This is a genomic window from Streptomyces sp. NRRL B-1140 (assembly GCF_001280065.1).
Lineage (GTDB): Bacteria > Actinomycetota > Actinomycetes > Streptomycetales > Streptomycetaceae > Streptomyces.
Genome location: NZ_LGEA01000025.1, coordinates 160,287 through 173,182, shown reverse-complemented (window position 1 = coordinate 173,182; position 12,896 = coordinate 160,287). Strand labels below are relative to the sequence as shown.

Annotated in this window: 13 protein-coding genes; 1 reads left to right on the top strand and 12 read right to left on the bottom strand. The window is 69.5% G+C overall.

All coding sequences use genetic code 11. The annotated features are described in order from the left end of the window. Positions 1-11 precede the first annotated feature (11 nt). The gene (locus ADK65_RS04820; protein ID WP_053668530.1) at positions 12-722 is read left to right on the top strand and encodes an MBL fold metallo-hydrolase; all 711 of its coding nucleotides are present in this window, start codon (positions 12-14) and stop codon (positions 720-722) included. Between the two features lie 38 nt (positions 723-760). On the opposite strand, the gene ADK65_RS04815 is transcribed toward ADK65_RS04820, so the two are convergent. The 12 genes from ADK65_RS04815 to ADK65_RS04760 all read right to left on the bottom strand — a co-directional run bounded on the left by ADK65_RS04815 (position 761) and on the right by ADK65_RS04760 (position 12,759). Next, positions 761-1,888: an ABC transporter ATP-binding protein gene (locus ADK65_RS04815; RefSeq protein ID WP_053668529.1), complete on the bottom strand. Its 1,128-nt coding sequence runs from the start codon at positions 1,886-1,888 to the stop codon at positions 761-763. Continuing rightward, positions 1,885-2,985 (bottom strand): ABC transporter ATP-binding protein, encoded by a 1,101-nt coding sequence (locus tag ADK65_RS04810; protein ID WP_053668528.1) that lies wholly within the window; start codon positions 2,983-2,985, stop codon positions 1,885-1,887. Before ADK65_RS04810 ends, ADK65_RS04815 begins: the two co-directional genes overlap by 4 nt. Positions 2,986-3,011: 26 nt before the next feature. Then, on the bottom strand, positions 3,012-4,004 hold the full coding sequence (locus ADK65_RS04805) for an ABC transporter permease (RefSeq protein WP_053668527.1): 993 nt from the start codon (positions 4,002-4,004) through the stop codon (positions 3,012-3,014). A 78-nt stretch (positions 4,005-4,082) separates the two neighbouring features. Beyond that, positions 4,083-5,759 carry an ABC transporter substrate-binding protein gene (locus ADK65_RS04800; RefSeq protein WP_053668526.1) on the bottom strand — a complete coding sequence of 559 codons (1,677 nt, stop codon included), beginning with the start codon at positions 5,757-5,759 and terminating at the stop codon, positions 4,083-4,085. Between the two features lie 81 nt (positions 5,760-5,840). Then, the gene (locus ADK65_RS04795; RefSeq protein ID WP_053668525.1) at positions 5,841-6,872 is read right to left on the bottom strand and encodes an ABC transporter permease; all 1,032 of its coding nucleotides are present in this window, start codon (positions 6,870-6,872) and stop codon (positions 5,841-5,843) included. Positions 6,873-7,176: 304 nt separating this feature from the next. Next, complete coding sequence (locus ADK65_RS04790; protein WP_053668524.1) at positions 7,177-8,220, bottom strand: NUDIX hydrolase; 1,044 nt, start codon at positions 8,218-8,220, stop codon at positions 7,177-7,179. Positions 8,221-8,368: 148 nt separating this feature from the next. Further along, on the bottom strand, positions 8,369-8,608 hold the full coding sequence (locus ADK65_RS04785) for a hypothetical protein (RefSeq protein ID WP_053668523.1): 240 nt from the start codon (positions 8,606-8,608) through the stop codon (positions 8,369-8,371). 66 nt (positions 8,609-8,674) lie between these two features. Continuing rightward, complete coding sequence (locus ADK65_RS04780; RefSeq protein ID WP_053668522.1) at positions 8,675-8,899, bottom strand: hypothetical protein; 225 nt, start codon at positions 8,897-8,899, stop codon at positions 8,675-8,677. Between the two features lie 49 nt (positions 8,900-8,948). After that, the gene (locus ADK65_RS04775) at positions 8,949-9,224 is read right to left on the bottom strand and encodes a hypothetical protein (RefSeq protein ID WP_053668521.1); all 276 of its coding nucleotides are present in this window, start codon (positions 9,222-9,224) and stop codon (positions 8,949-8,951) included. A 166-nt stretch (positions 9,225-9,390) separates the two neighbouring features. Then, positions 9,391-11,793 carry an ATP-binding cassette domain-containing protein gene (locus ADK65_RS04770; protein ID WP_053668520.1) on the bottom strand — a complete coding sequence of 801 codons (2,403 nt, stop codon included), beginning with the start codon at positions 11,791-11,793 and terminating at the stop codon, positions 9,391-9,393. A gap of 98 nt (positions 11,794-11,891) precedes the next feature. Further along, positions 11,892-12,305, bottom strand: coding sequence for a VOC family protein (locus ADK65_RS04765; protein WP_053668519.1), 414 nt, complete (start codon positions 12,303-12,305; stop codon positions 11,892-11,894). A gap of 10 nt (positions 12,306-12,315) precedes the next feature. After that, positions 12,316-12,759: a helix-turn-helix transcriptional regulator gene (locus ADK65_RS04760; RefSeq protein WP_053668518.1), complete on the bottom strand. Its 444-nt coding sequence runs from the start codon at positions 12,757-12,759 to the stop codon at positions 12,316-12,318. Between the last annotated feature and the right edge of the window lie 137 nt (positions 12,760-12,896).

Below are 12,896 nucleotides of genomic sequence, written 5' to 3'. Positions count from 1 at the left end.
ACGGTCCTCCCATGGATGTCATCGAGCTGTTCCCCCGTCTGCACCTGCTGCGCTTCCCGGTCGGCCAGGCCTACCTCTGGCACGACGACGGCGAACTGACCCTGGTCGACGCCGGGCCGCCCGGCTCAGGCGCCCCGATCGCCGAGGCGGTGACGGCCCTGGGCATGCATCCCCGGGACGTGCGGCGGATCGTGCTCACCCACTTCCACGAGGACCACGCCGGCGGGGCGGCCGAGTTCGCCGTGCTCAGCGGCGCCGAGGTGCTCGTCCACCGGCTGGACGCACCTTTCGTGCGGGGCGAAGCCCCGGGTCCGCAGCCGGTGTTCGAGGAGTGGGAGCGGCCGCTGCACGAGCAGGCGGTGAGGCTTCTGCCCGCAGGTGACGTCATCCGGCCGCGGGAGGTCACCGAAGTGTCGGACGGTGACGTGCTGGACCTGGGCGGCGGGGCGCGGATCGTGCACGTGCCGGGGCACACACACGGCAGCATCGCGCTCCATCTCCCGCGGCACGGCGTGCTGTTCACGGGTGACACGGTCGCCGCCTCGCCCGTCGACGGCGCCGTGATGCCCGGCGTGTTCAACCTCGATCGCGCACAGGTCCTCGCGGCCTGCCTGCGCCTGGCCGGACTGGACCCGGACGTGGCCTGCTTCGGTCACGGCGCCCCCGTGACCGCGCAGGCGGGCCGGGCGCTGCGCCGCTCGGCGCACGGATGGCCCGCCTGAGGCCGCAGTACGTCCCGGCCGGCCTGCCCGTACACGACCTAGCCGAGAGCCGGGTCCAGGACGATGTCCTCCTCGCGTGCGGTGACGGACGGCTCCTCGGGGAAGTGGCAGGCGGTCAGATGCCCCGAGGGGCTGCCCTCGACGCGCACCAGCGCCGGCTCCTCCAGGGCGCACTTGTCCTGCGCCTTCCAGCAGCGGGTGCGGAAGCGGCAGCCGGAGGGCGGGTCGATCGGGGAGGGCACGTCCCCGGCCAGCCGGATGCGTTCCCGCCGTCCGACGGCATCCGGGTCGGCCTCGGGTACGGCGGACAGCAGCGCGTGCGTGTAGGGGTGCCGTGGCCGCGTGTAGAGCGACTCCCGGTCGGCGACCTCGACGATCTTTCCGAGGTACATGACGGCGACCCGCTCGGAGAAGTGCCGTACGACGGCCAGGTCGTGGGCGATGAAGACGAAGGCGATGCCGAACTCCCGCTGGAGGTCCTGAAGCAGGTTGACGACCTGCGCCTGGATGGAGACGTCCAGCGCGGAGACGGGCTCGTCCGCCACGATCAGCTTCGGCCTGAGGGCGAGGGCGCGGGCGATGCCGATGCGCTGGCGCTGACCGCCGGAGAACTCGTTCGGGTAGCGGTTGTAGTGCTCGGGGTTGAGCCCGACCGTCTCCAGGAGTTCCTGGGCGCGCTTCTTGTGACCCTGGGGCGGGTTGATGCCGTTGAGCCGCATCGGCGTCTCGATGATGGTGCCGACGGTGTGCCGGGGGTTCAGCGACGAGTAGGGGTCCTGGAAGATCATCTGGAGGTTGCGGCGGGCCTCCTTCATCCGCGCGGCGGGTCGGTGCGTGATGTCCTCGCCGTCGAACACGACGGACCCGCCGGTGGGTTCGAGCAGCCGGGTGATCAGACGGCCGGTGGTGGACTTCCCGCAGCCGGACTCGCCGACCAGGCCCAGCGACTCGCCGGGGCCGACCGAGAAGTCGATGCCGTCGACGGCGCGGACGGCTCCGATCTGCCGTTGGAAGATGATGCCCTGCCGGATCGGGAAGTGCTTCCGCAGACCGCGTACCTCCAGCAGGTGCTCGCCGGAGTTCTCGCCGCCGGGGCGGTCGGTGCTCTGCCCGGTGCGGGGCTCGGTGGTGCTCACGGCATGGTCCCTTTCGTCCGCCGCCGTCATCGCGCGGCCCGTGCTGCCGCGGCGTCCCGGTCGTCCGGACCGGCCCCGCCGCGGATCTCCTGCTTCGCGTCATCGCTGAGATGGCAGGCGGCGAGGTGCCGTTCGCTGCCGGAGACGAGTCGCAGTTCGGGCCGTTCCGCCGTGCAACGGCCCTCCGTCGCCCAGCCCTTGTAGGCGCAGCGGGGGTGGAAGGCGCAGCCGTCCGGCAGGTTGATCAGGCTCGGCGGGGTGCCGGGGATCGGGTTGAGCCGCTCGCCGACGTCGCCGCCGAGGTGCGGCATCGACTGCAACAGGCCCCAGGTGTAGGGGTGCTGGGGCTGCTTGAGCACCTCACGGGTGGTGCCGTACTCGATGCGGCGCCCGCCGTACATCACCAGGATGTCGTCGGCGACGTCGGAGACCACGCCGAGGTCGTGCGTGATGATGACGACGGCGGAGCCGAACTCTTCCTGGAGGTCGCGGATCAGGTCCAGGATCTGCGCCTGGACGGTGACGTCCAGGGCGGTGGTGGGCTCGTCGGCGATGAGGAGGGCCGGGTCGCACACCAGCGACATGGCGATCATGGCGCGCTGGCGCATACCGCCGGAGAACTGGTGCGGGTAGTCCCCGACTCGGCGCTCGGGCTGCGGGATGCCGACTCGCTTCAGCATCTCGACCGCGCGGTCCCTCGCCTCCTTCTTGGAGACCTTGTGGTGCACCCGGTAGGCCTCGGCGATCTGGGAGCCGACGGTGAAGAAGGGATGCAGCGCGGACAGCGGGTCCTGGAAGATCATGGAGACGGTACGGCCGCGCAGGGCGCGCATCCCGGCCTCGGGCAGGGCCACGAGCTCCCTGCCCTCCAGCCAGATCTCGCCGGACACCTGGGCGCGGGTGCCCTTATGGAGTCCCAGCAGGGCCAGTGAGGTCACCGACTTGCCGGATCCGGACTCGCCGACGATGCCGAGGGTCTGGCCCTTCTCCAGGGTGAAGGAGACGCCGTCGACGGACTTGACGAGGCCGTCCTCGGTCGGGAAGTGCACCCTCAGGTCGCGTACGTCGAGGAAGGGTGCGGGCGCGGGGGCGACGTCCGCGGGCTGCGGTGAGGTCGATACGGACACGGGTGTTCCTAAGGACGAAGAAGGGCTCAGGCGAGGCGCACGCGCGGGTCGACGAGGCCGTACACCAGGTCGACGACGACGTTGGCGAGGACGACGAACGTCGCGGCGAAGAGCGTGGTGCCGAGGATGACCGGCAGGTCTGAGTTCTGGACGGAGTCGACGGCGAGTTTGCCGATGCCGTTGATACCGAACACCGACTCGGTGATGACCGCGGAGCCGCCGATCAGGGAGCCCACGTCCATGCCGAAGATGGTGATGATCGGGGTGATCGCGGCCCGCAGTCCGTGTTTGAGGACGACGGTGGCGGCGGGCAGGCCCTTGGCGCGGGCGGTGCGCATGTAGTCCTCGGCGAATACCTCCAGCATGGAGGACCGGGTGAGCCGCGTGTACATGGCGAGGTAGACGATGACAAGGGTGACCCAGGGCAGGATCAGCCCCTGGAACCAGCCGGCCGGGTCCTCGGTGAACGGCGTGTAGCCGGAGGTCGGCAGGATCTGGAACTTGTCCACGAAGAGGTACAGCAGCAGCAGACCGATGAAGTAGATCTGCACCGACACCCCGAACAGGGCGAGTCCCACCGCCGCCTTGTCGGCGGCCCGGCCCCTGCGCACCGCCGCCACGGTGCCGAGGCCGACGCCCAGGATCAGGAACGCCACGGCGGCGCCGAGCCCGAGGGAGAGGTCCGCCGGGAAGTCCTGGAGCAGGGTGGTCAGGACGGGGGTGTCGGTCTGGAAGGAGATGCCGAGGCAGGGCGCGCCGCAGTGGATGCGCACGCTCTGGTCGCCGTAGTCGCGGCCCACGACCAGCCCCTTGACGAACTCCCAGTACTGCGTCAGGTAGCTCTGGTCCAGGCCCAGCGAGTGCTTGATCTCCGCGAGGCGGGAGGGTGAGCAGGTCTTTCCGCAGGCCAGGAGCGCGGGGTTGGACGGCAGCGCGAAGAAGATGAAGAAGGTGATGGTGGTGATCACCAGCATGATGACGGCCGCTGCCAGCAGGCGTCTGATGAGGTAACGAAACATGGGGTGCCGGGACCTGACGTGAGTGGGATGCCCGCCGGCGGCCGGAGCCGCCGGCGGGATGCGGTGGAGACGGTTCCGTCAGTGCTTGATGTAGACGTGGACCAGGCTCGGCTCGGCGAGGATCGTGTCGGGGATGACTCCGCCGACCTTGGAGCCGGACATGTCGCTGAAGTTCATGTACGTCAGCGGGACCACGGCGGCGTCCTTGAGGATCTGCTGGTCCATCTGCCCGTAGGTGGCGTTCCGCTGCTTGACGTCCGTCATCGTGGCGGCCTTGTCGACGAGCGCGTTGACCTTCGGGTCGTTCAGGTAGGACAGGTCCTGGTTGGCCTGCGGGTTCTTCTTGATGAGCCGGCCGTCGAAGAGGGTGGGCAGCACCGTGGAGGCGTTGGGCCAGTCGGCGATCCAGTCGCCCCAGGTCAGGTCGTACTGGTTCTTCGTGTTGTTGACGGTGCTGAAGTAGTTCGCCGCGTCGATCGGGGAGATGTTGACGTGGATTCCGATGTGCTCCAGCGAGGTCTTCACGGCGTCGGCGAAGTGCTCCTGGGTGGGCGTGTTCTCCACGGCGATCGACATGGTCGGCTTCGGGTTGCCCGCCTGCTTCATCAACTGCTTCGCCTTGGCGAGGTTACCCGCCGGGTTGGCGCCGTACAGGTTGAACTTCTTGTAGCCGCCGATGCCGGGGCTCAGCATGGTGGTGGCGTAGTCGCCGTAGGCGGAGCCGCCGAAGGCACCGCGGACGGTCGTCTTGTCGAGGGCGTACTCGATCGCCTGGCGGACTTTCAGGTCCTTCACACGCGTGGTGTTGATGGCCAGGTAGTTGATGCCCGGCGCGGGGATCTTGTAGTAACGGCTCTTCAGTGAGGGGTCGTTGGCCAGCTGCGCCAGGTCGGAGCCGGCGATCGGCCACTGCTGGATGGACGTCTGCGCGGTGCCGGCGTCGGCCTTGATCTGCTGGTCGATGGCGGCCTCGTCCTGGCCGAACTTGACGTCCATCTCGTCGACGTTCTGCTGCCGGATGGGGTCGGTCGACTGGGACCAGTACTTGTTCCGGGTGAGGACGAGTTCCTTGTTCTTCGCGTACGACTTGATCATGTACGGGCCGTCGGACCAGACCTTGGTGTCGTACGTCGAGCCCGTGTCGTGGGCCTTGGGCACGGCGGACCAGCCGGGCATCGCGGTGGTCTCGTTGAAGTCGGCCACCGGCTGGTTCAGGTGGAAGACGATCGTGTACTTGTCCGGCGTCTGGATGGAGGCGAGCTCCTTGCCCTGGTAAGGGCCCTTGTAGTCGGAGCCGCCGACGAGCCACTGGGACGCGTAGGGCGGGCCACCGTTGATGTCGGAGGAGAAGAACCGCTCCACTCCGTACTTCACGTCGGGCGCGGTGACCTCGGTGCCGTCCTGGTACTTGACTCCGTGCCGCAGGTGGAAGGTCCAGACCGTGGCGCCCTTGGACGGCGTTCCGGTGTCGGTCGCGAGGTCGCCGACCAGCTTGGGGGCCGAGCCCGTCTCGTCCCAGCCGGTGAGGGTGCGGACGATCTCCTCGTCCATGCTCGAACCCTCGGTCGTGTAGACGCGTTGCGGGTCGAGGTGGTCGAAGTCCGCCTTGTTGAGGACGGTCAGCGTGCCGCCCTTTCCGGGGGCGCCGCTTCCGCTGGTGCTGGAGGAACCCCCGCATGCGGTGGCCCCCAGGGCGATGACCACGGCGGTTGCCGTGAGAGCGACCGTGCGCGATCTGCGCGTTCTGCGCGTCATTGAGGAGTACTCCGTTCTTGCTACGGGCTCGGCGGCCGTTCGTGGGACCACCGGGCCGACACTCGTCAGGGGGTGGCGTGTTCAGCCGCGTCGGGCGCGGGGATCCAGGGCGTCCCGGACGCCGTCACCGAGCAGGTTGAGCGCCAGGACCAGGAGGAGGAGCAGGGCACCGGGCACGAAGAGGTACATCGGGTCCTGGAGGAAGAACTGGGAGGCGTCCGACAGCAGCGCGCCCCAGTCGGGGTTGGGCGGGATGACGCCCACGCCCAGGTACGACAGCGCCGCCTCGGTGGTGATGTTCTGCGGGACGGCGAGCGCGAAGGAGATCAGGATCGGCGCCCACAGGTTGGGCAGCAGCTGCCGGAAGAGGATGTGCCGGCGGCCGGCGCTCATCAGCCGCGCGGCGTCGACGAACTCCCGCTCGCGCAGGGACAGCACCTGCCCGCGCACCAGACGGGCGGTGTACGCCCAGGCGAAGACCGCGATGTTGAGGACCAGGACGAGCAGCCGGAGGTTCTCGTCGGTGCCGCCGTGGCTGTTGGTCTGCAGGGCGTTCTGGATCACCGGGGTGAGCGCGATGATGAACAGCAGCTGGGGGAACGCCAGCATCACATCCATGATCCGGGACAGCAGGGAGTCGACCCAGCCGCCGAAATATCCGGCGGCGAGCCCGGCCACCACACCGACCACGGTGGACAGCAGGGCCGAGGCGAATCCCACGTAGAGCGAGGTGCGCAGGCCGTAGACGATACGGGCGAACAGGTCATAACCCGTGCCCGGTTCGACGCCGAGCAGGTGTTTGGCGCTGATGCCGCCCAGCGATCCGTAGGGGAAATTACCCGTGTCCGGATTGATCGCCTTGTTGTCGGGGGTGATCGGCCCCCACCCGGTCAGTGCGGTGAGCACCGGGGCGAGGAGCGCGATCGCGATGAACAGGAGGGTGGCCGCCAGGGCGACCGTGGTGACCTTGTCCCGCCTGATCCGCCGCCAGGCCATCCGGGCCGGTGAGCGGCCGGCGACTGCCGTGCCGTCGGATCTGGAGCCTTGGGCCGACGGTTCGGTCAGCAGCGTGGTGCCGCCGCCGGTGTCGACCGGCTGGTGTTGCGTGGTCATCGTACGGACATCCCGGATCTGCCCCTGGGGCAAGGAAATTGGGTGGCGGTCGTTGCTTCCGCCGTGAGACTCTGCGGACTTTCGCAACGGTGTGCGAGCCCGGTCAAGCCGCTCAGGGGCGAGAAAAGGGATTGTTTGCTGAGATGGAAAAGTGTTGACGAGCGCGGGGAATGTGATTACCCGCGGCGTGAAGGTTCGCGGGAGATTCCTTGGGCAGCGATTGGCCGTGGCCGCGCCGTTGTTTCCTCTTGCTTTTCCCTCGGAATCCCCCGTACCGGGTAAAGGGGCGGTCGACGGGTCCAGCTCAGCCGACCGGCACCCCGGCCTCCAGGTAGAGCGCCGCTCCCCGTTCACGGGCGCGCAGGGCCCAGCGCAGCCGCTCGTAGCGCACGGGGGGCAGCAGGTCGGCGGCCTCCGCCTCGGTGACGAAACGCCAGGCGCGCAGCTCCGGGCCGGGAAGCAGCAGCCGGCCCGCCTCGGCGGAATGCAGCACTCCGCCGTCGAAGAGGAGACGCAGACCGCCGAAGGCGGGGGGCGCGGGGCGCTCCCAGTCGACGACGAGCAGGCGCGGCACCTCGTCGAGGTGGAGGCCGGTCTCCTCGGCGACCTCCCGCACTCCCGCGCGCGCGGGTGCCTCACCGGGTTCGACGACACCACCGGGGAACTCCCAGCCGGCCTTGTACGTGGGGTCGACGAGCAACACGCGCTCCTGCTCGTCGAAGAGGAGCACTCCGGCGGCGACGGTCTCGGCGGTGGGCTCGGGCGTCTGCACGATGTCGCACACGGGCACCGACCCGTCGGTGACGGCCCCGGCGATCCGCACGGCCGTCTCGTACGGCGAGAGGTCGCTGGTGTCGACCGGGTGGGCGTCCGCGGTGAGCCAGGAGGCGAGGGCGGTCCGGTACGGCTCGATGTGGTCGAAGGACCACTGGCGTATTCGTGCGTCGCCGTCGGGAAGGTCCCGCGGTACCTCCCGACCCGCTATTCGTTCCCGCAGTATCGTTTCGGCCGGGGCGAGCAGGATGTGGCTGACCGAAATCCTGCGCGCGGCGAGCCCCCCGAAGATCTCGTCCCGGTACTCCTGGCGCAGCAGAGTCATGGGCACGACGAGGGTCCCGCCGAGTTCGGCGAGCATCGCGGCCGCCGTGTCGATCACGAGCCGTCGCCAGATCGGCAGGTCCTGGAAGTCGCCGACCTCGGCGAGGCGTTTGGGCGGCAGCAGGTGGGCTAGCGCACCGCCGATGACCTCCGGGTCGAAGAGCGTGCTGTTCGGGATCAGTTCGATCAGTTCCCGTGCGGTGGTGGTCTTCCCCGCACCGAACGCGCCGTTGATCCAGACGACGGTCACAGGTCCCCCTCTTCTGTTGGCCCCATGAGGCTTGCCCGCTCCACCCTGCCATGGAAACCAGCCGCAGTTGAGGGCGCATGACGACGGCGCCGGCGCCCCCTCTCACGCGGGGAGCGCCGACGCCGTGAGCCGTGGCAGGTGCGGCTCGTCAGCCCTTCTTCTGGGCGCCCTTCTTGTGCGCGCCCTTCTTCTGGACGCTCTTCTTCTGTACGCCGTTCTTCCCCTCCACGGCCAGGCCCTCTCCGGTGACGGTCTGGTCGAGCGTCTTGAGGGTCTCGTCCACGTTGATGGCGGGGAGCTTCTCTCCGACGGCGTGCGACGGGGTGATCGCCGCGACGGCGAAGCCGGTGGCCAGGGAGGCGATGGCGAGCATGCTGCGCTTCTTCATGCCCCACCCAACTGCCGGACGGGCCCCGGGGTCACGCCACTGGGCCGTTCGGGCGATGCGGCGGCTTCATACGGGACCCGTGCCCCAGGTGCCGGAGCCACCGCCGCGCCACTCGATCAGCCCGGACGCCGCCACATACGCCTCGTCCGCGTCGTCGATCCCCGCCCGCCGCAGAAACTCGGCGACGTCGAGCGGCCCGTAGGCGATGCCGAGGAACTGGTCGTCCACACGGACCCGGCGGCCGCCGTCCGCGGCGGGCGGGTAGACCACGACGGGTTTCTCGGACGCCATGGCACCAGGGTGGGCGGGAACGGCGGCGGCCGCGCGCCGGGTGGGCCGTTCAGCCCGCCTTCCGCGTCGGCCGGAACTCGTGGACGTCGGCGGTGAGGGTGCCGTCCTGCTGCTCGTAGTGGGACAGGGCGAGGCCGAGACCGAAGAAGGTGGGTGCCCATTCACCGACGAAGATGCCCCAGCGGTCGGCGCGGGCGAGGCCGGTGCCTGCTTCCATCTTCATGGATCCGATCCAGGCGACGACGCTGAGACCGATGGAGGCCATGCCGGCCATGTAGGCGTGTTCGCTGCGGACGCCCATCTCGTGCATCTTCCGGATGATCATCTGCGGCTCCGTTCCGTGGGGGATTCAGGAGACGGAGTGCCCTGGACCGGCGCCGATATTCGCCGCATTTGTACTTGATGTCCGACATGGGGGCCGTGAGGTGAGGCGTGAGGTGAGCGCTGCGCTGATCACCTCACGCCTCACCTCACGGCCCCGAAGACCACCGTCAGACGCCCACGTAGGCCGCCAGGTGCTCGCCGGTCAGCGTGGAGCGGGCCTCGACGAGGTCGGCCGGGGTGCCCTCGAAGACGATCCGGCCGCCGTCGTGGCCCGCACCGGGGCCGAGGTCGATGATCCAGTCGGCGTGCGCCATGACCGCCAGGTGGTGCTCGATCACGATGACCGACTTGCCGGAGTCGACGAGCCGGTCGAGGAGGCCGAGCAGCTGCTCCACGTCCGCGAGGTGGAGCCCGGTGGTCGGCTCGTCGAGGACGTACACGCCGCCCTTCTCCCCCATGTGCGTGGCCAGCTTGAGCCGCTGCCGCTCGCCGCCGGACAGCGTGGTGAGCGGCTGGCCGAGGGTGAGGTAGCCGAGCCCGACGTCCGCGAGCCGCTGCAGGATCCGGTGTGCGGCGGGCGTACGGGCCTCACCGCTGCCGAAGAACTCCTCGGCCTCGGCCACGGGCATCGCCAGCACCTCGCTGATGTCCCGGCCGCCGAGGCGGTACTCCAGCACCGACGCCTCGAAGCGCCTGCCCTCGCATTCCTCGCAGGGCGTGGCCACGCTCTGCATGATCGCCAGGTCGGTGTAGATGACACCGGCTCCGTTGCAGGTGGGGCAGGCGCCCTCGGAGTTGGCGCTGAACAGGGCCGGCTTCACACCGTTGGCCTTGGCGAAGGCCTTGCGGATCGGGTCGGCCAGTCCGGTGTACGTCGCCGGGTTGCTGCGCCGCGAGCCGCGGATCGGGGTCTGGTCGATCGCCACCACGCCCTCTCCCCCCGCTTGCCGGGGCAGCGCGCCGTGCAGGAGCGAGCTCTTGCCGGAGCCCGCGACGCCGGTGACGACGGTGAGGACGCCGAGCGGGATGTCGACGTCGATGTCGCGCAGATTGTTGGCCGAGGCGCCCCGGATCTCCAGCGCGCCGGTGGGCTTGCGGACGGTCGCCCTGACCTTGGCCCGGTCGTCGAGGTGACGGCCGGTGACGGTGCCGCTGCTCCGCAGTCCCTCCAGGCTGCCCTCGAAGCAGACGGTGCCCCCCGCCGTGCCGGCGCCGGGACCGAGGTCCACGACATGGTCGGCGATGGCGATCGTCTCCGGCTTGTGCTCCACGACCAGCACGGTGTTGCCCTTGTCCCGCAGGCGCAGCAGCAGGTTGTTCATCCGTTCGATGTCGTGCGGGTGCAGCCCGATGGACGGCTCGTCGAAGACGTAGGTGACGTCCGTGAGCGAGGAGCCGAGGTGGCGGATCATCTTGGTGCGCTGTGCCTCGCCGCCGGAGAGCGTGCCCGAGGGCCGGTCGAGCGAGAGGTAGCCGAGGCCGATCTCCACAAACGAGTCGAGGGTGTGCTGGAGCTTGGTGAGCAGCGGGGCCACGGACGGCTCCTCCAGCCCGCGCACCCACTCCGCCAGGTCGCGGATCTCCATCGCACAGGCGTCGGCGATGGAGACCTCGCCGATCTTCGAGGAGCGGGCGAGCTCGCTCAGCCGGGTGCCGTCGCACTCGGGGCACCGGGTGAAGGTGACCGCCCGGTCGACGAAGGCCCGGATGTGCGGCTGCATCGACTCGCGGTCCTTGGACAGGAAGGTCTTCTGCAGCTTCGGGATCAGGCCCTCGTAAGTGAGGTTGACCCCGTTGATCTTCACCTTGGTCGGCTCGCGGTACAGGAAGTCGTGCCGCTCCTTCCTGGTGTAGTCGCGGATCGGCTTGTCCTTGTCGAAGAAGCCCGACTCGGCGATGACCCGCACCACCCAGCCGCCCCCGGTGTAGGTGGGGATGGTGAACGGGTCCTCCGAGAGCGACTTGGAGTCGTCGTAGAGCTGGGTGAGGTCGATGTCGGAGACGGTGCCCCGGCCCTCGCAGTGCGTGCACATACCGCCGGTGCGGCTGAAGGACACCTTCTCGGTCTTGGTCTTGTCGGCCCCCCGGTCCACCGTGAAGCCGCCGCTCGCCGAGACCGAGGCGGTGTTGAACGAGAACGCGCCGGGCGGGCCGATGTGCGGCGTGCCGAGCCGGCTGAAGAGGATGCGCAGCATCGCGTTGGCGTCGGTGGCGGTGCCGACGGTGGAACGGGGGTCGGACCCCATGCGCTGCTGGTCGACGGCGATCGCGGTCGTCAGCCCGTCAAGGACGTCGACCTCGGGCCGGGCCAGGTTCGGCATGAAGCCCTGCAGGAAGGCGCTGTAGGTCTCGTTGATCAGCCGCTGCGACTCCGCGGCGATCGTGTCGAACACCAGCGAGCTCTTGCCCGAGCCGGAGACCCCGGTGAACACCGTGAGCCGGCGCTTCGGGATCTCGATGCTGACGTCCCTGAGGTTGTTCTCGCGCGCGCCGTGCACGCGGATCACGTCATGGCTGTCGGCAACGTGCGGCCCGGGCGACTGTGTGTCCGTCGTCGTGGCCTTGCTCATGGTGTCTCCATCTGTCGGGCGGCGCTGCCGCGCTCGGGCGATCTCGTGCCCCCGCGCCGCTCGCGGGGGGCGGCGCGGGGAGTGCGGTGCGGTGGCTGCTACGCCTTCAGCTGCTGGATGCGGACCATGTTGCCCGCGGGGTCCCGGAAGGCGCAGTCGCGGACGCCGTAGGGCTGGTCCACCGGCTCCTGGACCACCTCGGCGTCGCCCGCCTGCACCCGCTCGAAGGTGGCGTCGACGTCCGTGGTGGCCAGGACGATGCTGGCGTACGTGCCCTTGGCCATCATCTCGGCGATGGTGCGGCGCTCGTCCTCGGTGACGCCGGGGTCGGCGGCCGGCGGGTGCAGCACGATGTTCGTGCCGGGCTGGCCGACGGGGCCGACCGTGATCCAGCGCATGCCCTGGTACCCGACATCGTTTCTGACCTCGAATCCGAGGGTGTCGCGGTAGAACGCCAGGGCGGCGTCCGGGTCGTCGTGCGGAAGGAAACTGGCGTGAATGCGAAGGTCCATGGCCCTCACGCTAGTTTCGGCCCGGGGCGGGCGCTTCTCGATTCCTGATCGGTCTGGTCACCTGCTTCGCCACGCACGACGGGATCCCCGCCGTCGCACGCGCCGCCTCACGCCGGTAGGCGCTGGGCGGCATACCCACCAGCTCGGTGAAACGGGTGCTGAAGGTGCCCAGCGACGCGCAGCCGACCTCGAAGCACACCTCGGTGACACTGAGATCACCCAGGCGCAGCAGCGCCATGGCGCGCTCGATGCGCCGCGTCATGAGATAGCTGTACGGCGACTCGCCGTACGCCTGACGGAACTCGCGGCTGAGGTGCCCGGCCGACATGTGCACGCCCCGCGCGAGCGCCTCGACGTCCAGGGGCTTCGCGTACTCCCGGTCGATGCGGTCCTTGACGCGCCGCAGTCGGGCCAGGTCGCGCAGATGCTGCGCCGAGGCGGGTCTGCTGCTCACAAGCGCGATCGTGCCACACCGCACGCACGTGCGGTTGATTTCCGGCTATACGGAGCGGACCGGTCCGTATCACCGCGGGCCGGGCCGCCGTCACGCCGGCCCCCGCACGGGCCGGTTCACGACACCACGGGCGTGAC

Coding starts and splice junctions, on each gene's coding strand:
- ADK65_RS04820 (WP_053668530.1), top strand. CDS start 12: ATGGATGTCATCGAGCTGTTCCCCCGTCTGCACCTGCTGCGCTTCCCG.
- ADK65_RS04815 (WP_053668529.1), bottom strand. CDS start 1,888: ATGACGGCGGCGGACGAAAGGGACCATGCCGTGAGCACCACCGAGCCC.
- ADK65_RS04805 (WP_053668527.1), bottom strand. CDS start 4,004: ATGTTTCGTTACCTCATCAGACGCCTGCTGGCAGCGGCCGTCATCATG.
- ADK65_RS04800 (WP_053668526.1), bottom strand. CDS start 5,759: ATGACGCGCAGAACGCGCAGATCGCGCACGGTCGCTCTCACGGCAACC.
- ADK65_RS04795 (WP_053668525.1), bottom strand. CDS start 6,872: ATGACCACGCAACACCAGCCGGTCGACACCGGCGGCGGCACCACGCTG.
- ADK65_RS04785 (WP_053668523.1), bottom strand. CDS start 8,608: ATGAAGAAGCGCAGCATGCTCGCCATCGCCTCCCTGGCCACCGGCTTC.
- ADK65_RS04780 (WP_053668522.1), bottom strand. CDS start 8,899: ATGGCGTCCGAGAAACCCGTCGTGGTCTACCCGCCCGCCGCGGACGGC.
- ADK65_RS04775 (WP_053668521.1), bottom strand. CDS start 9,224: ATGATCATCCGGAAGATGCACGAGATGGGCGTCCGCAGCGAACACGCC.
- ADK65_RS04770 (WP_053668520.1), bottom strand. CDS start 11,793: ATGAGCAAGGCCACGACGACGGACACACAGTCGCCCGGGCCGCACGTT.
- ADK65_RS04765 (WP_053668519.1), bottom strand. CDS start 12,305: ATGGACCTTCGCATTCACGCCAGTTTCCTTCCGCACGACGACCCGGAC.